The 23,716-nt window shown below is 71.3% G+C and carries 21 protein-coding genes and 1 pseudogene; 9 read left to right on the forward strand and 13 right to left on the reverse strand.

The features are described from left to right. Positions 1-72 precede the first annotated feature (72 nt). The 3 genes from ACGF3C_RS04380 (at position 73) to ACGF3C_RS04390 (ending at position 2,463) form a co-directional block, all read left to right on the forward strand. A complete protein-coding gene (locus ACGF3C_RS04380; RefSeq protein WP_393218635.1) occupies positions 73-654 on the forward strand; it encodes a TetR family transcriptional regulator in 582 nt (193 codons plus the stop codon). Between the two features lie 70 nt (positions 655-724). Then, positions 725-1,273, forward strand: a complete 549-nt coding sequence (locus tag ACGF3C_RS04385) for a SigE family RNA polymerase sigma factor (protein WP_357260229.1) — start codon at positions 725-727, stop codon at positions 1,271-1,273. Continuing rightward, positions 1,270-2,463: a hypothetical protein gene (locus tag ACGF3C_RS04390; protein ID WP_393218639.1), complete on the forward strand. Its 1,194-nt coding sequence runs from the start codon at positions 1,270-1,272 to the stop codon at positions 2,461-2,463. Before ACGF3C_RS04385 ends, ACGF3C_RS04390 begins: the two co-directional genes overlap by 4 nt. Before the next feature lie 110 nt (positions 2,464-2,573). Here the strand turns inward: ACGF3C_RS04390 and ACGF3C_RS04395 are convergent, their stop codons facing one another. From ACGF3C_RS04395 to ACGF3C_RS04420, 6 genes are all read right to left on the reverse strand, one after another. After that, on the reverse strand, positions 2,574-3,476 hold the full coding sequence (locus tag ACGF3C_RS04395) for a sulfurtransferase (RefSeq protein WP_393218642.1): 903 nt from the start codon (positions 3,474-3,476) through the stop codon (positions 2,574-2,576). A 19-nt stretch (positions 3,477-3,495) separates the two neighbouring features. Continuing rightward, positions 3,496-3,942 (reverse strand): hypothetical protein, encoded by a 447-nt coding sequence (locus ACGF3C_RS04400; protein WP_357234187.1) that lies wholly within the window; start codon positions 3,940-3,942, stop codon positions 3,496-3,498. A gap of 2 nt (positions 3,943-3,944) precedes the next feature. Then, positions 3,945-4,712, reverse strand: coding sequence for an SGNH/GDSL hydrolase family protein (locus ACGF3C_RS04405; protein ID WP_357194723.1), 768 nt, complete (start codon positions 4,710-4,712; stop codon positions 3,945-3,947). A gap of 174 nt (positions 4,713-4,886) precedes the next feature. Further along, positions 4,887-6,017, reverse strand: coding sequence for a hypothetical protein (locus tag ACGF3C_RS04410; protein WP_393218647.1), 1,131 nt, complete (start codon positions 6,015-6,017; stop codon positions 4,887-4,889). A 228-nt stretch (positions 6,018-6,245) separates the two neighbouring features. After that, positions 6,246-7,421 carry a TolB family protein gene (locus tag ACGF3C_RS04415; protein ID WP_393218650.1) on the reverse strand — a complete coding sequence of 392 codons (1,176 nt, stop codon included), beginning with the start codon at positions 7,419-7,421 and terminating at the stop codon, positions 6,246-6,248. Next, a complete protein-coding gene (locus tag ACGF3C_RS04420; RefSeq protein WP_357194714.1) occupies positions 7,418-7,948 on the reverse strand; it encodes a SigE family RNA polymerase sigma factor in 531 nt (176 codons plus the stop codon). The genes ACGF3C_RS04415 and ACGF3C_RS04420 overlap by 4 nt, the downstream gene beginning before the upstream one ends. A gap of 402 nt (positions 7,949-8,350) precedes the next feature. Between ACGF3C_RS04420 and ACGF3C_RS04425 the strand changes: the two genes are divergently transcribed. The 3 genes from ACGF3C_RS04425 to ACGF3C_RS04435 are packed head-to-tail and all read left to right on the forward strand — an operon-like array spanning position 8,351 to position 9,902. Next, positions 8,351-8,776, forward strand: a complete 426-nt coding sequence (locus tag ACGF3C_RS04425; RefSeq protein WP_354945799.1) for a CBS domain-containing protein — start codon at positions 8,351-8,353, stop codon at positions 8,774-8,776. Positions 8,777-8,811: 35 nt separating this feature from the next. Continuing rightward, complete coding sequence (locus ACGF3C_RS04430) at positions 8,812-9,240, forward strand: SufE family protein (protein ID WP_393218655.1); 429 nt, start codon at positions 8,812-8,814, stop codon at positions 9,238-9,240. Between the two features lie 20 nt (positions 9,241-9,260). After that, on the forward strand, positions 9,261-9,902 hold the full coding sequence (locus ACGF3C_RS04435) for a DsbA family oxidoreductase (protein ID WP_357227314.1): 642 nt from the start codon (positions 9,261-9,263) through the stop codon (positions 9,900-9,902). 75 nt (positions 9,903-9,977) lie between these two features. Here ACGF3C_RS04435 and ACGF3C_RS04440 read toward each other — a convergent pair whose 3' ends face one another. The 6 genes from ACGF3C_RS04440 to ACGF3C_RS04465 form a co-directional block, all read right to left on the reverse strand. Next, complete coding sequence (locus ACGF3C_RS04440; protein ID WP_357227317.1) at positions 9,978-10,526, reverse strand: YbaK/EbsC family protein; 549 nt, start codon at positions 10,524-10,526, stop codon at positions 9,978-9,980. A gap of 95 nt (positions 10,527-10,621) precedes the next feature. Next, positions 10,622-10,816: a hypothetical protein gene (locus ACGF3C_RS04445; RefSeq protein WP_357227320.1), complete on the reverse strand. Its 195-nt coding sequence runs from the start codon at positions 10,814-10,816 to the stop codon at positions 10,622-10,624. 37 nt (positions 10,817-10,853) lie between these two features. Beyond that, a complete protein-coding gene (locus ACGF3C_RS04450; protein ID WP_393218659.1) occupies positions 10,854-11,636 on the reverse strand; it encodes an SDR family oxidoreductase in 783 nt (260 codons plus the stop codon). A 79-nt stretch (positions 11,637-11,715) separates the two neighbouring features. Further along, positions 11,716-12,369 carry a GAP family protein gene (locus ACGF3C_RS04455; protein ID WP_357227327.1) on the reverse strand — a complete coding sequence of 218 codons (654 nt, stop codon included), beginning with the start codon at positions 12,367-12,369 and terminating at the stop codon, positions 11,716-11,718. A 51-nt stretch (positions 12,370-12,420) separates the two neighbouring features. Further along, positions 12,421-13,818, reverse strand: coding sequence for an MFS transporter (locus tag ACGF3C_RS04460; protein ID WP_393218663.1), 1,398 nt, complete (start codon positions 13,816-13,818; stop codon positions 12,421-12,423). Between the two features lie 59 nt (positions 13,819-13,877). After that, the gene (locus ACGF3C_RS04465; RefSeq protein WP_357227333.1) at positions 13,878-14,138 is read right to left on the reverse strand and encodes a hypothetical protein; all 261 of its coding nucleotides are present in this window, start codon (positions 14,136-14,138) and stop codon (positions 13,878-13,880) included. Between the two features lie 217 nt (positions 14,139-14,355). Between ACGF3C_RS04465 and ACGF3C_RS04470 the strand changes: the two genes are divergently transcribed. Next, entirely contained in the window at positions 14,356-18,822 is a 4,467-nt protein-coding gene (locus ACGF3C_RS04470; RefSeq protein ID WP_393219088.1) for an HAD-IC family P-type ATPase, read from the forward strand. Positions 18,823-18,898: 76 nt separating this feature from the next. Here ACGF3C_RS04470 and ACGF3C_RS04475 read toward each other — a convergent pair whose 3' ends face one another. Beyond that, the gene (locus ACGF3C_RS04475; protein WP_393218667.1) at positions 18,899-19,225 is read right to left on the reverse strand and encodes a hypothetical protein; all 327 of its coding nucleotides are present in this window, start codon (positions 19,223-19,225) and stop codon (positions 18,899-18,901) included. Between the two features lie 295 nt (positions 19,226-19,520). Here ACGF3C_RS04475 and ACGF3C_RS04480 point away from each other — a divergent pair, with 295 nt between their 5' ends. Both ACGF3C_RS04480 and ACGF3C_RS04485 read left to right on the forward strand, forming a co-directional pair. Further along, positions 19,521-20,702, forward strand: coding sequence for an aminotransferase class III-fold pyridoxal phosphate-dependent enzyme (locus ACGF3C_RS04480; RefSeq protein ID WP_393218670.1), 1,182 nt, complete (start codon positions 19,521-19,523; stop codon positions 20,700-20,702). A gap of 8 nt (positions 20,703-20,710) precedes the next feature. Beyond that, positions 20,711-23,617: pseudogene (locus ACGF3C_RS04485) on the forward strand (SUMF1/EgtB/PvdO family nonheme iron enzyme); the annotation flags it as partial. Between the last annotated feature and the right edge of the window lie 99 nt (positions 23,618-23,716).

The raw sequence follows: 23,716 nt of genomic DNA on the forward strand, positions 1-23,716 counted from the left end.
GGCAAACACTTGTTGGCAACGCTAGGGCCCGCCTAATTGCGTGTCAACACTTGTTGGCCTACGGTCGTTGGCATGACCCAGTCCGCCCAGTCGACCCCGCCCCGACGCTCCGACACCACCAGGGCGGCGATCCTGCGAGCGGCCCGGGAACGGTTCGCGGCGGACGGCTACGAGCGCGCCACGATCCGAGCCATCGCCGCGGACGCCCAGATCGACCCCTCGATGGTGATGCGCTACTACGGCAGCAAGGAGGGGCTGTTCGCGGCGGCGGCCGAGTTCGACCTACGCCTGCCCGACCTGACCTCGGTGCCACCCGCCCGACTCGGTGAGGTGCTGGTCCGGCACTTCCTCGCCCGCTGGGAGGGCGACGAGACCCTGGTGGCGCTGCTGCGGGCCGCCAGCACCAACCCCGGCGCGGCCGAACGCATGCGCGGCATCTTCGCCGACCAGCTCACCGCCGCCGTGGCCACGTTCGGCGGCGACCCGGCGCTGACCGCCCGACGGGCCGGCCTGGTGGCCAGTCAGATCCTCGGCCTCGCCTTCACCCGGTACATCGTCCACCTGCCGCCCATGGTGGACACCACGCCGGACGACCTGGTCTCCTGGATCGCGCCGACGCTCCAGCGCTATCTGACCGGAACGCCACCGGGCTGACCCAACCTTTTCCCACCTCCCGTGCGTCTGCCAGTTGACGCGTACAGCGCGACGGCCGGGAGGGGGGCGGATGGCGCCGCCGAAGGACGACGGACGCGACGGCTACCTCGCCTTCGTGGAGAACCACCAGCACCGGCTGCTCCGCGCGGCCTACCTGATCTGCGGCAACCAGCATCAGGCCGAGGACCTCCTCCAGGACGCGCTGCTGAAGCTGGCGCTGCGCTGGTCCTCGGTCCGCAACGGCGACCCCTCCGCGTACGTGCGGGCCATCCTCTACCGCGACTCGGTGTCGTGGTGGCGTCGCCGACGGCGGGAATGGCTCAGCGCCGCACCGCCGGACCAGGTGGCCCACGACCGTGACGGCGCGTTACGGCTGACGATGCACGACGCGCTGGGCCTGCTGCCACCACGGCAGCGGGCCGTGCTGGTGTTGCGCTACTACGAGGACCTGACCGAGGTCGCCACCGCCGAGGCGCTCGGGGTGACCGTCGGCACCGTGAAGAGCCAGTGCCACGCGGCGCTGCGCCGACTCCGCGAGGTCGCCCCGGACCTCGCCCGCGATGCCCGACCGAGCCAGGGCTCGGCCGATCTGGCGAGCGGCTTGGAGGTGAACCCGTGAACGAGCAGGAACTGCGCCAACTGCTGACCGTCAGCGTCGAGGACGTGCTCCCCAGCCAGCCGGCCGCCGCCGGATGGGAGCGGGCTCGGCGTACCCGGCGTAACCGGCGGGCCGTCGGAGTTGTCGCGCTGGCCGTGCTCCTTCTCGGCGGTGGCACTGTTGCGGCGCTGCGACCGCCCGCCGATCCGGCGCCGGTTCCACCGGTCGGCCCGACGGTGACCCCGACCGCCGATCCCACCCACGGTGGTCCGGTGCAGAAACCGCCCGCCGAGCTGACCTACCCGCCCGATCCGTTGGCGAAGCTCGGTGCCCCGGCGACGGTGCCGCTCTCTGAGCGACCGGTCCAGCGGGCACTGGCACTGTTCCAGCCGCTTGACGAGGAGGGTCGCGAGGACGGCCCGGTCCGGGTGCTCGGCAACGACGGCGTGGTGCGCAGCCTCGACGTGGTGCCGCTGGCACCCACCCGGGACGCGAGCGGCAACGAGGCAGCGGCCCTCAAGCCGGGAGTGCTGTCGCCGGACGGCCGGTCGGCCGCGTTCGCGCAGACCAAAGAGCTGATCATGATCGATCTCACCACGGCGGCCGTCCGCCGGATACCGCTCGACGGCTACCTGGAGCAGGTGGTGTGGGCGCACGACCGGGTGCTGGTCGGGGGCGACGACCGGACGTACGCGGTGGACCGCGCCACCGGGGCGGCCAGCGCGATCGACGTCTCGACCTGGGAGTTGATCGCGCCCGACCCGGCCGCCGGCCGCGAGGCCCCGTTGATCGACATGTACGGCGAGGGGACCAGCCTGAAGCTCCGCAGCCGGACCGCCCGGGAGGGTGAACTTCGCTCCGAACAGCCGATCAACGCCTCGGCGTTGCCGTCGCCCTACCAGGTCAACGAGTTCTACGGCCGGGGCTGGCTGCACGGCGAGCGACTGGCCCGGGCAGCCTGGATCACCAGCGGCGAGATCAGTGGCGCCGAGGGAGCGGCGGTGCTGGACGCGCGTACCGGCGCCGTGCTCCACCTGCTCGACCTGGGCCGGGAGCGCGGCAAGGGCTGCTGCGAGGTGCTGGGCTGGGACAACAGGGGCGCGGTGCTGCTCCGACTGGAACCGGCCGCCCTGGCGCGCTGGTATCCGGAGACCGGCGAGATCACCGGAATCGTCCGCGACCTGCGCGGCGTGATCGCGCTGGCCAGCTGACGGGTCGCGTCGGGTCGGCGTGATCGACTCGGGTTCACAGATACCGCGGTGTCCCAGCGAAGGGGACAGCCCGACATCAGGGAACCCGAGTCGATCACACGACGAACCGGTCAGGCGGTCAGGCCACCGGGCTGGTCACCCTTGACCACTGGTGCCCGGACCAGGTTGCCCCACTCGGTCCACGAGCCGTCGTAGTTGCGCACCTGCGGGTAGCCCAACAGGTGCCGCAGCACGAACCAGGTGTGGCTGGACCGCTCGCCGATCCGGCAGTACGCGATCACGTCGTCGTCCGGGCTCAGCCCGAGCTGGTCGGCGTAGATCACCTTCAGCTCGTCGGCCGACTTGAACGTGCCGTCCTCGTTGGCGGCGGACTTCCACGGCTTGCTGACCGCGCCCGGGATGTGCCCACCGCGCAGCGCGCCCTCCTGCGGGTAGTCCGGCATGTGCAGCATCTCGCCCGTGTACTCGCCCGGCGACCGGACGTCGACGAGTGGCCGGCCGGACGCGACGTGCGCCATGACCTGCTCCCGGAAGGCCCGCAGCGGGGCGTCGTCACGCAACGGCACCGGATAGTCGGCGCGCGGGCGAGCCGTCTTGTCGCGGGTCACCTCGCGCCCCTCGGCGATCCACTTCTGCCGGCCGCCGTCGAGCAGTCGCACATCGGCGTGACCGAAGAGCGAGAAGACCCAGAGGGCGTACGCGGCCCACCAGTTGAAGTTGTCGCCGTAGAAGACGACGGTGTCGCCCCGGCCGATGCCCTTCGCGGCACACATCTCGGCGAAGCTCTTGGCGTCCAGGTAGTCCCGGGTCACCTGATCGTTCAGGTCCAGGTGCCAGTCGACCTTGACCGCACCGGGAATGTGACCGGATTCGTAGAGCAGCACGTCCTCGTCGGACTCGACGACGACGAGGCCCTCATCGCCCAGATGCTCGGCCAGCCACTCGGTGGTGACCAGCCGCTGCGGGTCCGCGTACGACTGGAGGCGGGGATCGGGATCGTTCGGCACAGACATGATCCCCAAGGTACGCCGTTCAGGCGCGTCGGTGGGCTATCCGACCAGCGACGACTGTCACCAGGCAGGTGCCGTCGAGGCCGTGCACCGCGAGGTCGGCCCGCCCGCCCGGACGCAGCGTCGGCGCCACGGCGGTGGCCAGCACCAGCAGGTCGCCACGCTCGGCTGCGGCCCGCAGGGCAGGGTCGGTCAGGTGCTCCGCCAGCACCGCCGTCACCCCGGTACGCAGCAGCGCGTGCACCCGCTCACGCGGGGTCGGGGCGGGCGGCAGCGGCCTGTCGTGCAGCAGACCCGGCCCCAGCGAGCCGGGCCAGCGGCGAACCCGGGCGTTGGCGTACGCCGAACTCAGCTCGGCCAGTGGGCCGACGGCCTCGATCCGGTCGCCACTGACCAGCACGGCGTGGTCGGGCAACGGCTCGCCGTCCGGGTCACGGCGCAGCAGGGCCGCCGTGTGCACTGTGAGCATGATCAGTCGACGAGCGGGCCGAGTTGCGGGCGCTTCGCCGTCACAGTGTCGCCGGACGACCGACCGGTCAGCCGCCGCTTCACCCAGGGGGCGAGGTACTGACCGGCCCACCGCAGGTCGGAAGCGCGGGCGGCCAACCATGGTGACGGCGCCGGGTGCGGCGGAACCATCAGCCACTCCTCGTCGCAACCAACCCCGAGGGCGTTCAGCACCTGCCCGGCGACCCGGCGGTGCCCGGCCGGGGAGAGGTGCAGCCGGTCGGTGCTCCAGAGCATGGGGTTGAGGAACGTGTCGTCGGCGTACAGGTCGACCATGATGGCGCCGTGCCGCTCGGCGGTCTCACCGACCGCCTGATTGAGCAGCTGCACCCGGGGGGCGACGAGGCGTTGGCCGGGCAGTCGGGCCATCACGTCAGCGAACCGGAAGAGGAGCACGTCCGCGCCACCCGAACGCAGTTGCCGGACCACCTCGTCGAAGCGGGCGACCAGCGTGTCCGGGTCGAAGGTGCGCCGCAGCACGTCGTTGCCACCGGCCGCGAAACTGATCAGGTCCGGCTTCATCGCCACGGCGGAGGGCACCTGCTCGGCGACCACGCTGGGGAAGAGCCGGCCCCGGATGGCCAGGTTCGCGTACCGGAAGTCGGGCCCCGCGTCGGCGGCGAGCCGGGTCGCCACCAGGTCCGCCCAGCCTCGGAAAGTGCCGTCCGGGTACGCGTCGTCCATACCCTCGGTGAAGCTGTCCCCGACCGCGACAAAACTGCCCCAGCGCACCCGCGCCTCCTCACGCCACCCGTTGCCTGCGGCGACCAGTCTGTCACCGCAGCAACGCCCGGCACCGCCCCGAATCCACTACGTGTCGGAGGTCATTGCGCGGACGACGACGGGCGGACCGGCCACCCCCGTGAGTGGCCGGTCCCTCATACCCGGTGACGCTGCACCGGGAGCTCAGCCCAGCAGACCACCCCACGGCTGGCCGGCGGGCACCGACGCGGTGGCCAGCACCCGACCGCTGGCGGCGTAACGGACCAGCCGGTACGCCGGCGCGCCGTCCGCCGGCGTCGCCGCGTTGACTTGCACCACCAGACCGCCGTCGGCCAGGACGACCCCGTCGATGGCTTCGCCGTGCCCGGTCGGCTGCTTCCACGCCGGGTCCAGCGGCGCCAGCTCGGTGACGGCCCCGCTGACCGCGTCGATCCGGTAGTTGCGGAACCGCTCGCTGCAGGCACATCCCCCGGGGCTGGTCGTGTGGGCGCTGATCACCAGCGTCCGGCCGTTGCCGGAGATCGCCGCCACTCCGCCGATGACGAGGCCGGCGGGGAGGCGCGGGCTGATCGCACGTCGGACGCCTCGCTCGTCAGCGATCGCCACGGTCTGCGCGCCGACCTGGGCGATCCATCCACCGGACACCGTCGGGCACTTCGGGTGGTGGGTGGCGAGCACCTTCTGCCCGGTCCCGTCGGCGTTGACCGCGATGAGCGTTAGCTCCTTCTCCGGCCCCAGGCCGTACAGCACCCGCCCGGAGTCGAGCCAGCTCGGCGCGCACGTCTGCTGACCCTGGGTTGGGATGACGTGCCGCTTCGTGCCGTCGAACTCGCTGATCACCAGTCGGCGGGCAGAGGCTTCCATCCAGGCTGCCCGTCGGCCGTCCGGCGAGACGGCGAGCGGGCCATTGAGGTTCTTGCTGTTCTCGGGGCGGCCCGAACGCACCAACTGCCAGCTCCCACCGGGGGTACGCCGCCAGATCCGGGCCGGATCGTTCTGCTTCTGGCCGTGCTCCTCAGCGGTGTACCAGGTGAGCTGCGGCCACTGCGTCGAGCCGACCGCCGGGCGGGCCGGCGCGACGGCCGAGGCCGCATCCGGCACGGAGCCGCCCGTGCCGGCGGCCGGGGTGTCACCGGTCGCGGGAACGGCGGTGGCGGCGGCGGTTTCGGTCGGAGCGGGCGTGGTCTTCGGGTCGGCGGTGCCGCAGGCCGCAGCGCCGAACGCCAGAAGCAGCAGTGCGGCGGTACCGGCGAGCGCGCCGGAACGGCGGGCCGAGGCGGGACGGGTGGTGTGGGTGAACGGGCCGAGGTTCATCGTCGTTGTCCTTTGTGGAGGCTTACCGTGCCTGACACCACCCAAGACGAGCGCCTGGCCGTGGCTAGTTGCCGTCGCGGCGCGCTACTACCGGACAGTCGGATCCACTCGCACCGGCAACCTTTTCCGCAGTTCACCGACCGTGATCAACACCGACTTTCCGGCGGTGCGCAGACGCAGAAAGGGCGGGCCACCTGAGGGTGACCCGCCCTTTTCCGCGCTGATCGGTCAGTCGACGACGGCCAGGATCTGCATGTCCTTCAGGCTCGCCGGCTCGGCTGTCTCGGAGATCTTCCTGCCGTCCTCGTCCACCAGCAGCACCGCGTACCCGTTACTGGTCTTGACCCGCACGACCATCGAACCGTCCGACTGGAAGTACACCTGGTGCAGGGTGCGCCCGCCCAACGGCAACGAGACCTGCTTGCCCGTACGGGTGTCCAACACCACGTTGACCCGCAGATCGCGAGCCACGTCGCCGGCATCCCCATCCGGCTTGTGCCGCAGCAGCGCGACCAGCGAGCCATCCGGGGCGAGACTGACGACGTCGTCGGTTTGCCATCCGTCCCGGGAGAAGCCGGGGACGACTCGCTTCTTCGTGCCGTCCGCACCGTAGAGCGTGACCCCGTAGTCGATCGTCATGGCGATGGTCTGACCGTCCGCCGACCAGACGGCGTTACAAGGTTCAAGTTCACTGGTCCACCAGCGCACGGCCTTTTCCGTCGAGCGCATGTCCAACATGCCGTGCCGACCGGGTCCGCCCCGTTCCGCCAACTCGCGGAACAGCAACTGCCGCCGGTCCGGCGACCAAGCCGCGCCGACGCAATACGGATCGACACTCGAGCGGATCTTCTGCTTGTCCGAGCCGTCAACGTCGGCGACGACGAGGTCGGCGTTGTCGTCCACCCAAGCCACCCGGTGGCCGTCCGACGAGACGCTTAAGTTGCCCCTGAACGCGATGTCGGGCAGAGCCAGCAAACGCACCGAACTGTCACCCGGACGCCAGGACCGCAGGTTCGCGATCTTTACCTGGGCGACGCTCGCGGGGCCGTAGAAGAGCTTGCCGAACTGCACGGATGGGGTGCTCGTGCTGGACCCGCCGCTGGGCGGGGCGCCGGGCGTGTCGCCGGCGCTGCCGGACGGCGTCGGGGTGGGCGTCGGAGTCGGCGACGGCGACGCGGTGACCGACGGGGTGTCAGCCGGCAGCGGGGGTGGGGACTGGTCCGGCCGGATGGCGAAGGCGGTGCCGGCCGCTGCGGCGATCAGCACCAGCGCGGCGGCCGACGTGGCAACCGCCCGTTGGATACCGAGCCGACGGGACGTACGCAGGGTCCGGTCCCGCAGGTCGACGGAGGTGACCTCGTCGGCCAGGGCGGTCAGGTCGAGCCGGAGGCGCTGGTCGTTCATTGGGTACTCCCTTCCAGGACGTACAGCTCGGCGAGTTCGGGCGCGACGGCGCGCAGCCTGGCCAGTGATTTGGCCGTCTGGCTCTTCACGGTGCCGATCGTGACGCCGAGCAGGTCCGCCGCCTCAGCCTCGGTGCGGTCCTCGAAGAACCGCAGCACCAGCACGGCACGTTGCTTCGGGGAGAGCTTCGCCAGTGCCGCCCGCAGGGTGAGCCGCAGACTGGTCTGGTGGGCGTGGTCCGGGGCCGAGTCGCCTCCGCGTGGCTCGGGCAGATCGCCCGGCATCGACTCGGGTACCCGGCGCCGTCGCCACCAGGACACCTGTAGGTGGTACATGGTCTTGCGGGTGTACGCCTCGGCGTTGCCGCTGTGGTGCAGGCGGTTCCAGGAGCGGTGGGTCCGGGCCAGGGCCGACTGGACGAGGTCCTCGGCCAGGTGCTGGTCGCCGGTGAGCAGGTAGGCCGAGCGCAGTAACGCCGGGGTGCGGGCACGGACGAACGAGTCGAACTCACTCAGCAGAGGGTCCACACGGGCCAATCCTTCAGGTCGAGGTACGAGGGCTTGGTGTCCTTGCAGACGCGAGCAACGGCGTCGATGGTTGCCGGCGTCGGGTCCGGTTCGGATCGAAATGGATCGCTCATCCTGCCGTACCGGCCGCAGGCTGCGCGGATGCTCCTACGCATGTCGACCCTGTTGCAGCGGACCCTGCGCGAGGATCCGGCCGACGCGGAGGTGCCGCACGTCTCGGCCGGGTCAAGTTCACCGACGCCGAGCTGATCGGCATCCCCGGGCCGTCGTGGTCGGCCGCCGCTGGCCGGTCCGGTGGATCGACTCGTCGACGAGGTGCGGCGGGAACATGCGAACCTGGTGTAGCGACGGCGTCACGGGGTAGTGCAGTCGGATCGGGTGGATACGTCTTCGGAGGCTCTCATGACCGGTTACCGGGTCAGCGACGTGATGACCAAGCAGGTCGTGTACCTGCCGGTGGAGACCACCCTGGACGAGGCGGCCAGGGTGATGAAGGAGGCCGACATCGGTGATGTGGTGGTCACCGACGGCGCCAGCCTCGCCGGCATGCTCACCGACCGGGACATCGTGGTGCGGGCAGTGGCGGAGAACAGCTCCCCCGCGGCCACCACCATCGGCTCGATCGTCACCCGCGAGGTCGTCATGATCGAGCAGCACTGCACGGCGGGTGAGGCGGCGGCGCTCATGCGGGATCGGGGCATCCGACGGGTGCTGGTCTGTGACAGTGACCGCAAGCTGGTGGGGATCGTCTCGCTCGGCGACCTGGCCATGCAGCTCGACCCCACCAGCGCGCTCAGCGAGATCAGCGAGCAGTCACCGACGGTGTGAACGGGGCCCCGGCATGACGGCGGTAGCCTCGACGCATGGCTGACATGCCGGCCCGACTGGCCGAGATCGTCGACGAGTTCGCCGCCGCGCCGCGCGACCTGGTGCTGGAGATGCTCCTGGAGTACGCGGACGTCATCCCAGCACTGCCGGAGGGCGCCGCGGAGCGCGAGGGCATGGAGCAGGTGCCCGAGTGTCAGACGGCGTTCTTCCTGCGGGCGAAGGTGACCGCGGAGGGCACGGTGGAGACGCTTTTCGACTGCCCTCCGGAAGCGCCCACCACCCGGGCGTTCGCCGGGATCCTCGCCGTGGGGCTGGCGGGGGCGAGCGCCGAGCAGGTGCTGGCCGTGCCGGACGACCTCTATCAGCGGATGGGGCTGGCCCAGGCGATCAGCCCACTGCGAGTCCGTGGCGGCACGGCGATCCTGGGCCGCCTCAAGCGGCAGATCCGGGAACAACTCGGCTGACCTAGGGGTTGCCACCGAGCATGGAGATCGAGATCTACGCGGACGTCATCTGCCCGTGGTGCTACATCGGCAAGCGCCGCCTGGATGAGGCCCTCGCCAGCTACGAGGGCGAGGTGACGGTCCGTTACCGGCCGTTCCAGCTCGACCCGTCGCCGGTGCCGCAGCCCCTGCCGCTGGTGCAGGCGCTGGCCGGGAAGTTCGGCGGCCCGGAGCGCGCCCGGCAGATGGTCGACCACGTGACCCAGGTCGCGGCGGCCGACGGGCTGCGGCTCGACTACGACCGCGCGGTGATCGCCAACACCTTCGACGCGCACCGCCTCGTCTCGTGGGCGACCGACCAGGGCCGGGCGGCCGAGATGGTGGAGGCGCTCTACCAGGCGCACTTCAACAACGCTGTCGACGTCGGCTCGCGGGAGGCGCTGGCCGCCCTGGCCGGCGAGATCGGCCTGGACGCGGCCGACGCGCGCCGGTTCCTCGACTCCGACGAGCGCGTCGCCGACGTCGCCGCCGCGCTGGCCACCGCACGGGACCTGGGCATCACCAGCGTGCCGACCTTCGTGCTGGCCGGGAAGTACGCGGTCTCCGGCGCGCAGGAGGTGCAGACGTTGCTCGCCGCGTTCGCCGAGGTCGAGCAGCGCGAGTCCGCAGCGCACTCACACTGAGTCACCGGGGGGCCGGGCGTCCGGCATCGATGATCACGATGTTTCACGTGCAACAACATCGATGCCGATGCCTGGTCAGGCCGGCCTGGCCAGCCCTTCCACCACCTGAGCTCCCGGCAGCGCGCCCAACGCCGGCCCCGGCAGCGCTATCTTGCTGTGCCGTACGCCGGACCCGACGATCACGTGCGGTGTGGCGATGACTCGCGAGTCCACCAGGATCGGCCACTGCGCCGGCAGCCCGATCGGGGTGATGCCGCCGTACTCCATGCCGGTCAACTCGACAGCGTCGTCCATCGGGGCGAAGCTCGCCTTGCGGACGTCCAGCGTCCGGCGGGCCACCCCGTTCACGTCGGCCCGCGTGGTGGCCAGGACGATGCACGCCGCGTAGCGCACCACTCCCTCGCGCTTGCCCGCCACCACGACACAGTTGGCCGACACGTCCAACCCCACCTCGTACGCCGCGCAGAACGCCGCGGTGTCGGCGAGGTCGGCGTCGATCGGCGCGACCAGCACGTCGTTGACGTCCACCGGCGCGTCGGCCGGCCACTGCGCGATGGCCTCCGCGACCGGCGGGGCGAGCAGATCCAGGCGGGCGCGGGCCGGTTCGGTCTTCAGCGTTCCCATCACGGGTGCGATCCTCGCATCCGCGACGCTGAACCGCCCAGCGGCTCCCCGGCCCCCCGGCGACGCCACCGGCCTGGGCCGGATCGATCCGGCGCTCAACTGCCGGCGAGGAACGCGTTGTCGCGCATGAAGGAGCGGTCGCGGGCAGCCGCCACCTCCTCCTCGCGCTGGGCCTTGGCCCGTTGCAGCTCCAGATCCTCGAACGCGTGCCGGACACCCAGCCGGATCACGCCGTAGAGGAAGACGAAGCCGAAGACGTAGAGGATCACAGTGGTGACGACAGCGAACATGGCGTCACGGTAAGACGAACATGAACCGTTGTTGCTCTCATTTCCGGCCGGTTCCCCCGTACGTGTCGGCCAGATGGTCGGCCCAGGTACGCACGCCCCGGGGCAGCGCCTCGGTGGCCAGACCACCGGCCCGCAGCTCGCGACCGAGCCGGCCGGGAATCCGCACCGGCAGCAGCGGTCGGCGCGAGCCTCGGGCCGACCGCCACGCCCTGGCGGCCTCGTCGAAACGGAGCACCTGGGGCCCACCCAGCTCCTCGACGCCGCCCAACGGGCCGGCGACCAGTCGGGCCGCCAGCCGCGCCGCCACCTCGCCCGGGTCGACCGGTTGGGCGAGCACCGCCCGGTCCCCGATCACCGGGCCCAGCCGCCCGCAGGCGGTCAGCATCTCGTCCAGGAACTGGGGAAACTGGGTGGCCCGCAGCACCGACCACGGCACCGGACCGGCCGCGATCACCTGTTCGGCGGCGAGCTTGTGGCGGTAGTACGGGATCGGCACCCGATCAACCCCGACGATCGAGATGTAGACGATGTGCCGCACACCGGCCGTGCCGGCGGCCACCACCAGTCGGCGGGTGCCCAACACGTCCACCTGGTAGGTCTGCCGACCCCGCGGCGCGGACGCCAGGTGCAGCACGGCGTCCACCCCGGTCACCGCCTCGGTCAGCCCGTCCCCGGTGGCCAGGTCGGTCGCCACCCACTCCACGTCCGAGCCGGCGGGCGGCCGGCGGCTGGTGGCCCGGACGCTGATCCCGTCGTCGCGCAACCGGCCCAGCACGGCACGGCCCAGATTGCCGGACGCCCCGGTGACCAGAACCTTCATCTCGTCCTCCTGCAAACCCGTGCGGCCCTTACCTGGCGTTGACGAGACATTGCGGCAACCCGTGACGGCGGGCGGCCACTCATCCCGATCGAATCAGGTCCAACGCGGTGAGCAGCGCGAAGAACGCGATCACGATCTCGTTGACGATCCAGGCGTGCCCCTCGGCCCATTCCCTCATCCGGGTCAGCACCCGCGAGGCCCTGCTCCCCAACAGCAGCAACGCCAGCAGAGGCAGCGCGAGCAGGAGCACGGTGAGCAGCACGAACGGCACCAGGTGCCACCACGGCAGATCGTGTCGGGCCACGCTCGCCCCGACGGTGGCCATGGTCAGGTCGTCGGTCGGCGTCGCCACGAAGAGCAGCGCACCCAGCCGCAACGTCTGCGGCGGACCGGCATGCTCGATGCTGCCCAGCCAGCGCGGCGGTCCGGAGCGGCCCCGGCGGACCCAGATCAGCACGGCCAGGCACACCAGCAGGGCCAGCACGACGAGGTCGATGGCGGGGCCGCGATCGACCCTCCCGGCGACGGCGCTGGCGTCGGCGGCCACTCCACCCACCAGTTTGGCCACCAGCCAGGCCACAGTCACCCCGGCGGCGACCACCAGCCCCGCGCCCGCGAGGAAGCCCAGCGACGCAGCCCGGGGCCGATCCGACGAGGCGAGGAAGACCGCCACCACCAACTGCGTCCCGGCGACCATGACCACGGCGAGCGGCAGAATGGTCAGGAGGTTCATCGCCCGCCATCTTTCCGGTACGAGCAGGTGGGACGCTGCCGAATCCGCTGATCACCCGGCCGGTCGCACACCCCCGCCCACCACGACCCGGCCGGCCAGCAGCGCCCCGAGCAGCGCCAGCCCCGCGGTGACCACGAGCGTCGTCGTGTAGTTGGCCGGGCCCGGCGCATTTCCTGCTGCCAACACGGCCCCGGTCAGCGCGAGCACGGTCGCCGCGAAGAGGGAGTCGCTCAGTTGCAGCGACGAGCTGTTGCGGCCCTGCTCACCCGGCGCGGACAACTCCAGGGTGAGCACCGACAACGGCGGGTAGAGCAACCCCATGCCCAGGCCGGCGATCGCCCAACCGAGCACGGCGACGGCCACCGGCAGCTCGGGCCGGACGGCCAGCGCCACAGTCGCGGTGCCGACGGTGATGCAGCTCAACCCGGCTCGCGGCAGACTGGCCCGCGACGCCGGCACCGGGATTCGGCCCTGCAACCAGGAGCCCGCCGACCAGGCCAGCGCGCCGACCGTGAGGACCAGCCCGGCCGCGGTCGGCGAGAGACCCCGTTCCCGGGAGAGCATCAACGGGATCACCACCTCGCTGCCGACGAAGGCCGCCGACGCCAGGCCACGCAGCCCCACGACGGTGGGCAGCCCCCGTGCGGCCCGAAGGAACCCGGCCGGCAACAGGCGCGGGGCACAGACCAGCAGGCCGACCACGGCGGACGCGACAAGAACCAAAGCCGTGGCGCCGCGCTGCTGTCCCCCGATGTGCAGCAGTGCGGCACTCACCGCGGCCCCGCACGCCCAACCGATCCGTGCCGCCGCACCCGCCGGCGGGCTCGTCGCCGCAATCCGGCCCAGCGACCGAAGGCCGGGATGAATCAGCAGCCCCGCCGGCACCGCCACCGCCGGCACCGCCAGGAAGACCCACCGCCAGCCCAGGTGCTGCACGATCAGGCCGGCAACCGCCGGCCCGACCAGCGACGGTACGACCCACGCCGCCGCGAACGCCGCGAAGATCCGCCGGTGCAGGTCCGGCGGGTACGCCTGCCCGACGATCACGTACAGCGCCACCGAAAGCAGCCCGGAGCCAAAACCCTGCACGACCCGCCCGACGACCAGCGCGCTCATCACGGGGGCGGTCCCGGCGATCAGCAACCCGACCACGAACCAGGCGACGCCGTGCCACATCGGCCCCCTGGGCCCCCGCGCGTCGCACCAGATGCCGGAGACCACCATGGCCAGCACACCGGTGGCGAACGGGCCGCCGAACGCGATCCCGTAGAGCGCCAGCCCGTCCAGGCTGCGCGCGACGGTGGGCATCGCCGTGCCGACCGCCAACGCTTCGAACGCGAGGAGTGAGATCAGCGCGACGCTGCCCACCGTCATCGCGCGCAGTCGGGGTGCGAAGAGTCCCGGTGCGGCGGGTGTGGCGGGTGTGGCGGTGACGGCTGTGCTCGACATCGACCGAGCATGCGACTTCAACCCTGATTCATGTCAACCGTCCGGTGAACTGGCTCTCGTCAGGCGTCCTGCAGCGCCTCTCCGAGACCGCGCGCCAGTCCGGAAAAATGCTGGTCTGCCAGCACGTGACCAGCGGTGATCACCACAGCTATCGGCCACTCGATGACCTGTAGCGCGGCGAGCACTCCGAGCCCGGCGTAGTAGACGACCTTGTCCGGTGGCGGCACCGCCACCTCACCCAGCATCGGCAGTTGCACCCGCCGGTTGTACATCGTGACGTTCTCGCGTGAACCGTTGAGATGTCGCGTCAGCGTGCTCATGCCGGCCTCCCATGTCCGGTGATGGTCGTCGGGTTCCACGGCCCATCCCGTCCATGCGCCAGCGACGGCGGAAAATTCCGCCACTCAGGGGGCATAACGGATGGCAGGTCGGGAAGCCAGGCCGCCGGACGTGAGTGCGGTGGGAGGGCGACATGACCAAGGTCAGGACGAGCGGCAACAGGGAGCCGGGCCGGCGCCCGTCCAGCCGTACGCCTCGATGACGGCGGCGGGTCGCGCTGCCGGCCGCATCCTGCCGTCCTTCGGCGTGCCGCACCTGGTCGGCGAGGCGTCCCGGTCGGTCAGTTCGGCCGCGGTCCGGCTGGCCCGGACGGCCGGGCTGACGCGGCGTCGGGTCTGGTCCCGGCCGGGCCGGCACCACATCGAGGTGCACGGTGTCTGCCAGGACGGTGGCAACCGGCTGGCCCGTCAGGTGGAGGGCGCGCTGGAGAAGATGCCCGGGGTGGCCTGGGCCCGGGTCAACGCACCCTCCGGCCGGGTGGTGGTCGCCGTTCAGACCCCCGAGCCGACGTTGCGGGACCTGATCGCCACCATCGACCGCGTCGAGCGGACCTGCGACCATGAACCCGACCCGGAGATCCCACCCCCGCACCCACCGGAGGAAGGGCCGCGCACTCCGCGCACCCTCGGCGCGCTCGCCTCGGACGCACTGGGCCTGACCATCTCGGCGGCCACCCGGATCCTGCCGTTCGCGCCGCTGCCCGGTGAGGTGGCCGGCCTGCTCTCCGCAGTGGATCTTCAGCCGAAGCTGCACGGGTTCCTCGGCAGACGGCTGCGCTCCGACCCGCGCGCCGACATCCTGTTTCCGCTGGCCGAGGCGGTGGTGCAGGGCTTGACCGGCCGTTGGACGGGCATCGTCCTGGACGGCGCCCAACGGGTCGTGCAGTGGGGTGAGGACCGGGCCCAGCTCTCCGCCTGGGAGAAGGCCGAACCACGGCTGACCGGCGACGCCGAACGGGCCACCGCCCGCTGGCCGGTGATCGAACGTCCGCGGCCGAAGCCGGACGGCCCGGTCGAGCGGTACATCAACCGCATGCTCGCCGCCGGTGCGGCCGCAGGTGCGGCGGCGGTGCCGTTCGCCGGGCCGAAGCGGGCCACCGCGCTGGGACTGTCCGCACTGCCGAAGGCGCCGGGCAGCGGTCGTGAGGGGTACGCGGCTCAGCTTGGCCGGATGCTGGCCCGGCGTGGTGTGATCGCGATGGACCGGAGTGTGCTGCGCGAACTGGACCGGATCGACACCCTCGTGCTCGACGCCGCCGTGCTCGGCTCGGACCGGGGCGTCCTGGCCGATCTCGCGCCGGCCCCCGACGCGGACGTCGACCAGGTGGCCGAGCGGGCCTTCGCGTTGTTCGACCCGGACGACCCGTCCGCTTCCCGCACGGCAGACGGCTGGCGGCTCGGGCCGCTGGACCGGATGCCCGCGAACGACCTCGACGACATCCCGGACGCGGCCCGGCTGCGCTCCGCCGGCGGCCAACTCCTCGGGCTCGTCCACGGCGACCGGCTCGCCGCCCTGTTGCGGGTCGAGCCGGAACCCGCGCCCGGCGTCGACGGCCTGCCCTCCGCCGCCCGACATGCCGGCCTGCGGCTGCTCGTCGCCGGCGGGGACGAGCAGCGGTACGGCTTCGCCGACGCGATACTCCCCGGCGGGGACCAGTTGGCCGAGTCGGTACGCGCGTTGCAGCGCGACGGCGCTGTGGTGATGCTGGTTTCCGCGGACCGCAAGGCACTCGGCGCGTCCGACTGCGGTCTCGGGTTCGCCGCACCGGAGGAGCTGCCGCCGTGGGGTGCGCACCTGCTGGTCGGTGCCGACCTGCGGGTGGTGGCGCTGGTGATCGAGGCGACCGGGGTGGCGCGGCGCACGGCTCAGCAGAACATCCGGCTGGCCATGGCCGGCACCGGTCTCGGGGCGCTCGGCGCTTTCACGGCCCCACCGACCCAACTGCCGCACCGGGCGCTCGTCGCTGTCAACGGCGCGGCCGGGCTGGCCTTCGCCAACGGCGTCTGGCAGGCCCGCCGGCTGCACGACCAGTCGGACACCCCGGCGCCCGTGGCAACCGCCTGGCACCTGATGCCGGCCGGCACCGTGCTCGACCACCTGCGCTCCACCCCGGACGGCCTGACCAGCGCCGAGGCGCAGCGCCGAAGCCATGGTTCCGGTGACAACGGCGGCGGCGCCCCCGGAAGTGGTGGGCTGCTGCGTGCCTTCGTGGACGAGTTGTCCAACCCGCTCACGCCGGTGCTGGCCGCCGGGGCGGTGCTCTCCGCGTCGTTCGGCTCACTGGTCGACGCCGCGCTGGTGGGCAGCGTGGTCGGTGGGTCCGCCCTGATCGGCGCGGTGCACGAGCGCAACACGGAGAGGTCGCTGGCGGAGCTGCTGTCGCGGTCGGCGGTGACCGCCCGGGTCCGTCGGGACGGTGCCGAGCAGGTTCTCGCCGCCGAAGACCTCGTCCTCGGGGACGTCATCGCCCTCGAACCGGGCGACTCGGTGCCCGCCGACTGCCGGGTGCTCGAGTCGGTGGGACTGGAGGCCGACGAGTCGTCGCTGACCGGCGAGTCGCTGCCGGTCGCCAAGTCCAACCGACCGGTGGTCGCCGCCGCCATCGCCGACCGACACTCGATGCTCTACGAGGGCACCACAGTCGCCGCCGGGCACGGCACCGCCGTGGTGGTGGCGACCGGCAACGACACCGAGGCTGGGCGCAGCCTGGCGTTGGTGCGCCAGGCACCCCCCACCAGTGGGGTGGAGGCTCGGCTGGGCGCGTTGACCAGCGCCGCCATCCCGTTGGCGGCCGGTTCCGCGGTGGCGGTGGCCGGCGCGGGCCTGCTTCGAGGCGTACCCCTGGCCGAAACGGCGGCGACCGCCGCGAACCTCGCCGTGGCGTCGGTGCCGGAGGGGCTGCCGTTTCTGGTCAGCGCGGCGCAGCTGGCCGCGGCCCGGCGGCTGGCCGAGCACGGCGCGCTGGTCCGCAACCCGCGCACCATCGAGGCGCTGGGCCGGGTGGACGTGCTCTGCTTCGACAAGACCGGCACCCTCACCGAGGGCCAGTTGCTGCTGGCCGGGGTCGGCGACAGCGTCGGCGACCGGTACGCCCCGCTGGACCGGTTGGACGACCGCCTCCGGATGACGCTGGCCGCGGCGCTGCGGGCCACCCCGGCCGCGAAGAACCCGGAGGAGTTGGCGTTGCAGACCGACCGGGCGGTCCGTCGGGGCGCCGGGGAGGCCGGGGTGGTGGAGCAGACTGGCGCCGCCGGGTGGCGGGCCGCCGGAGGGCTGCCGTTCGAGCCGTCCCGCGGCTACCACGCGAGCATCGGACAGACCGATGGTCACCTGTTGTTGAGCGTCAAGGGTGCTCCGGAGACGGTGCTGCCGCGCTGTTCGTCCAGACGCATGGACGGTCGTCAGGAGCCACTGGACGACGCCGGCCGCGCGGAGCTGGAGCGGATGCTCGCCGACCGGGCTGGTGCGGGAAACCGGATCCTGGCCGTCGCGGAGTGCCCGGTGAACGACCCGAAGGTGACCGACTCCGACGTCCGAGGGCTGACCTTCGTGGGCTTCCTGGCCCTGGCGGACGGCGTCCGGGAGAGCGCAGCCCCGGCGGTACGCCGGATCCGGCAGGCCGGCGTGCACACCATCATGATCACTGGTGATCACCCGGCCACCGCCGAGGCGATCGCCGCCACCATCAGTGAACACGACGAGCAGCGGGTGGTGACCGCCGCTGAACTCGACCAGCTGGACGACGACGCGCTCGCCGAACGGTTGGCCAACACCGACGTGGTGGCCCGCTGCACCCCTGCGCACAAGGTGCGGATCATCCAGGCGTTGCAGAAGTGCGGACGGACCGTGGCGATGACCGGTGACGGCGCCAACGACGCCCCGGCGATCCGGCTGGCCGACGTCGGCATCGCCCTGGGCCAACGGGGCACCCCGGCCGCCCGCGCCGCAGCCGACCTGGTGGTCACCGACGACCGGCTGGAAACCATCATCGCCACCCTGATCGAAGGGCGGGCCATGTGGTCGTCGGTGCGGCACGCGCTCAGCATCCTGGTCGGCGGCAACCTCGGCGAGATCGCGTTCAGTGTGCTCACCGCTGCCGCGACCGGCCGTTCCGCGCTCACCGGACGACAACTCCTGCTGGTCAACCTGCTCACCGACCTGGCGCCGGCGCTGGCCATCGCGGTCCGGCCACCCGCGTCGGACCGGACCGACGCGCTACTCAAGGAGGGTCCGGACACGGCACTCGGCGAGAGCCTGACCAGGGAGATCGGCCTGCGGGCGGCAGCCACCACGCTGGGCGCCACCGCAGGCTGGACGTTGGCCCGCTACACCGGACGCCGCCAGCGGGCCGGCACCGTCGCCCTGGTCTCCCTGGTCGGCACCCAACTCGGGCAGACCATCCTGGCCGGCGGCACCAGCCCGACCGTGCTGGCCTCCACGGTGGCGTCACTGGGCGTCCTGGTCGTGGTGGTGCAGACCCCGGGGGTGAGCCAGTTCTTCGGCTGCACCCCGCTCGGGCCGGTGGGCTGGACCATCGGGGCCGGGTCGGCGCTCGGCGCGACCTTCGCCAACGGCGCGCTCACCAAGCTGGTGGAACATGTGCCGCCGGCCCGACCTCACACCACCACTGCGGACAGCGACGGCGCGAGCGGTTCCAGGGGCTGAGCATCGGGCGTTGCGCTCGGGCGGCGTTGCGGTAGGTGACGGGGCGGCCGGCGAAAAGCCCTGCCGCCCCCGTCCTTCAATCGAAGGGCTTGGGAAGCGGAACCTCTCCGCTCATCGCCTTCTCCGCCAATTCCGTTCGCTCCGGGTGGAGCCTGCTCTCGCCCAACGGGTGGCGAGGCGTGTTGATGCACTGTTGGCCGCTCTGGGCACTACAGACCGGACACCAGAGGAAGAGGCCGCCAGACGGCACCAGCGCGACGCCCTGAGCAAGAGCCGACTTGCCGATCTTGACGATGGCCTCATACAGGCTGTTGTCCCGGTGGCGTGCCGCTGCGGCGGCCGCCTCCCGCATCCCGGCCCAGAACTGTTCGGTCGCATCCGGCTCGTCGATATTGATCTGCACATTCGAAGATGCCCGTCCTCGAGTGGCCCAAACCCTCATCAAACCGTCACTGGGACCCCGTTCGTGGTCCATAAATCAGCCGACCCCTGACCCACTCGCAGGCTCTGGTCGGCCCGTCAGCGGCGCCGGGAGGTGAGCCGCATGCCGACGGTTCACCGGGGTACCGGAGCGGCAGGAGGTGGGCGCGATCGGAAGTCCACAACGGAGCTCTGCCCTATAGCAACCGATCACCCATCGCTGTAACGTGTGTACTCGTAGCGACGGATCCCCCGACCGTCTGACTCGAGGTCACGGCATGCCGCCCTTTCCTTCGGCGCTCAGCGAAACTCCTCTCTTCGCGAAACAATGGACGCTCACCGACGCGGACAATGCGTGGTTGACGTTGACCGATCCGAGCGGTGCGGAACGCCGGATCCTCGACTGCGTGAGCACTTACGGCGCTGTCAACTTCGGACACCGCAACCCGGAGATCGACCCGTTCGGCGCTGCCCGCGCCGACCTCGCACCGTACTTTCAGCCGGCCGAGGGCGAGCTGTTCGCGCAATGGTTGCGTGATCGCCTGGACCTCCCGGAGCACCGCGCGCTCTACCAGATCGGCGGCAGCTTCGCGGTCTCCACGGCGATCGCGTTGGCGCAGCATCGCCGGCCCGGAACCGTGGTGGTGGTCCGCGGTGGATACCACGGCCTCGGTGTCGACACCGTCGCGATGTCCGAGTCCCGGCCGGGCGTCCTGCAGCACACCGATTTTGTCAGCGACCTCGAGGCACGAATCCTGACGATCAGGCCGGGTGAGGTGCCGACGGACTGGCGCGGGATCTCCGCTTTCCTTTACGAGCCGGTGCAGGGTGCGAACGGTTACGTGCCTCTGGATGTCGACTGGCTGCGCGAGTGCGCCACATCCGCTGCCCAGGCCGGCGTGACGGTGATCGCCGACGAGATCCAGGCAGGCTTCTATCGACACGGATCGCTCAGCCCGTCGATGGCCCTGTCGCTGCACCCGGACATCCTGCTCTTCGGCAAGTCGATGACGAACGGGCTTTTCCCGCTCTCGGTGATCTTCTATGACCGCAGGTTCGAGGAGACCTTCCCCGGCCGCCACGCGCTCATGCACACCTTTCAGACCAGTGCGCTCGGCATGTACGCCGCCTGGGCGGTGGCCCGCTACCTGGATCGGGTTCCGCAGACCGAGCCGGTCGCCAGGATCGCCGCCCAGCTCGACGTCGCCGCGGGCCGCCTCGCCGACCGTCCCGGTGCCTCTCCGGTGTTCCGCGTCGGACCGGTACTGAGCTTCGCCATGCCGGACAAGTACGCGGTCGAGCTCGTTGACCGCGCACTCTGCTGCGGTCTACTGCTCCTCACCGGCGCCGGCGGCACCCGGGTACGGATCGCGCCACCGCTGACCATGGAGCCGCTTTTGCTCGACCGGGCCCTCGCTCATGTAGTCGAGCTGGTCGATGCGCTGCTCGAGGGCAAGTGAGCGACCGGGTGGCCGGCACCGGCAGCCGTCTTCCGGACTTCGCCCGCTCGCGTGCCGTACTGATCGGCGCGCACACCTACACCGATCCCGAACTGCCCGATGTGCCGTCCATCCGGCGCAACGTCGACCGGCTCGCCACCCTATTGCGCGACGAACGGCACAGTGGATTCGACGAGACCACCTGCCGTACGGTCGACAACCCGGAAACCGTCGACGAGCTTCTCAGCCCGATCGCCGAAGCCGCCTCCACCGCCAACGACGTCCTAGCCGTCTACTTCTCCGGGCACGGCATTCTTGTCGGCGAGGATCTGACCTTGCATCTCGCGGTAGGTGGAACTCGGATCGGCCGCTTCTGGACCTCTGCGGAGTTCGCCCAGGTGGCGCGCATCATCAACGGTTCATCAGCCACAACCAAGGTGGTCATCCTCGACTGCTGCTACAGCGGCCGAGTGCTGGGTCAGGTGCTCAGCGACGCCGGCACCGGCGGGGTCGAGCAGGCCGACGTCGAAGGCTCGTACGTGATGACCTCTACGTCCGCCACCAAGCCGGCGCTCGCACCCGACAGCGAGCTGTACACCGCCTTCACCGGTCAGTTGATCAAGGTCTTCGAGGAAGGGCTCGGCACTGCCGGCGAGCTGCTACCGCTGATCGTGGCCTTCGATGCGGTAGCCGCACGCATGGCCCGGCGCGGTCACCCTGCACCGCAGCAACGCCACCGCAATCAGGGCGGTGCACTGGCCCTGGTCCGCAACCCTCGCTTTCGTGCGCCGGCCGGTGCCCGCCCACCGATCTCCGATGTCCCGCTCCGCGCACCGAAGCGCGCGAAACGGCTCGAGGAGCCGCCGTCAACGATCGTGCTCAGCGCCGACCGATGGGGCACCGGTGAGATGCCGGCGGCGGTGGCCGGAGCGGACGTGGACCCCGGCCCGGAGGAGCTCTTCGCTCTGCCGCCCGAGGAGGCGAGTGCGGAGGCCACGGCCACACCGCAGCGGATACCCGATGTCGGGGCCGCCCTGCGTGACCTGGACCGTGCCGTGGTGGTGGGGCCGCCGGGCAGCGGAAAGAGCACGTTGTTGCTGACCGTGCTCGCCGGTCGGACCGATGATGACCCGATCCCGGTGCTGGTGCCGCTCCAGCAGTTCACCGGCCGGCACACTGACGGCCATCGGCAGCGATTCGCCCAGTTCGTCGCCGACTTGACCCGTCAGCAGGCGGCCGGGGCCGACCGTTCTGCCGTCCGTCTGTTGATCGACGGCCTGGATGAGCTTCCCCACAATGTCGCGGGCGAGGCCCTGCGCACAGAGGTTCTGGACCTCCTGGCCACCCGCCCGCGCTGGTTGCTCACCACCCGCTCACCAGCGGGGGTTCCGGCTGTCACCGCGCGGGCCCAGATCTTCCACCTGCGCGAGCTCGATCCGCCGCAGATACGTGACATCCTCGTCCTGCACGGCGGCGCAAAAGCGGGGAGCGAGGCCTGGTATCGCGTCGGCGGCGACGATCGAATCATCGCGCTGTGGCAGCGGTTCGCCGACGCGGGGCACCCCGAGGCGTTCTGGGCAGAAGGACCTGGCCTCTCCGGACTGACCGATCCGGCGGAGAGCGAGACTCTGCACCGAGTGGCGGGATCCTCGTCACTGCTCCGACTCTGCCGCAACCCGTACCTCGCCTATCTGGTCGCGAAGCTGTACCTGCTCGAGGGCGACTTGCCGAGCGCCCGCGCCGAGTTGCTGGATCGATTCGTGTGGGCGCTGCTGCGTAAACACGCGAGCCGCACCGGTACGGCGGGCAACGCGGCGGCGGTGCATCAGGCGATGAGACCGCTGGCGTACGCAATGAACAAGGCCGGTGTGCTGGTCCTGAGCCACGCCGACGCTCGCATCCTGATCGGCGATCGCCAGGCCGACAGCTATCTGCAGGCCGCCGTGGATGCCGGTGTGCTGCGACTGGGTCTTAACCGAATCAGCTTCGCGCATCGGCTGATACGCGACGTCTTCGCGTATGTCTGCCTTCGGTCCGCGATGGACCTCGACCTCGACGCCGAGGAGTTCTTCCCGCGCGACGCCTGGTGGGTGCCGAACGACTGGCTGGCCCCCGCGGCCCTGCTGGGCGACGCTGTCCAGCCGGTCGACCGGGTGGCGCGCTGGCTGGCGCCGGCCGAGCCGGTGCTGGCTCTCCGGCTCGCCCTGACTGCGGGCGCCCAGCGCCGCACCCCAGCCGAGCTGGACGCAGACACCCACTCCGCCATCGTGCGGGCCTGCCGTAACCGGGAGAGCGACCCGCACCCAGCGGGACGTGCCCATACATGGCGCGTGCTCGGACAGCTCGGCGAGGACCGGCGCCGGGGCGTCGGATGCGGACCGGACGGGCTGCCGGACATCACCTGGGTCCGAGTGCCCGGCATGGATCTGCAGATCGCGAAATACCCGGTCACCAACGCACAGTTCGAGGCCTTTCGCTCGGCGCCGGACGGCCGGGACGGTTCGTCCGGCCGATTCGCCGACGATCCGCACGCACCCCGAGAATCGGTGACCTGGTACGAGGCGGCGGCTTTCGCCGAGTGGTTGGGGCGGCGCACCGGCTCCACGGTCGGCCTGCCCACCGAGCGGGAATGGCACGCGGCCGCCCGTTCGGCTCTGGGCCTGCCGTTTCCCTGGGGCGACTGGCAGCCGGGCAGATGCAACACCCGGCCCTCGTCGATCGGGCGAACGTCACCGGTGGGCATCTTTCCGGAAGGCGCGGCTGCCTGTGGCGCCGAGGATCTCTGCGGGAATGTCTGGGAGTGGTGTCTGCCCGATGACCCAGCGGTCGGCGTCGCGACGGTCCGGGGTGGTTCCTGGGCCGACTACACACACCACGCCCGGGTCGACTTCTCCGCTAGCCACTCGATGAGCACCGCGCTCGATTCGATCGGGTTCCGCCTTGTGCGCCGCTCCTACGGGGCGGCCGGGGAAAGGAAGCATCTTGACCGTCTATCGACACCTGCCAGTGCACGCCTTTCAGACAAGTCTGGAGAC

Origin of the sequence: Micromonospora sp. NPDC047762, assembly GCF_043204655.1 — a bacterium.
Lineage (GTDB): Bacteria > Actinomycetota > Actinomycetes > Mycobacteriales > Micromonosporaceae > Micromonospora.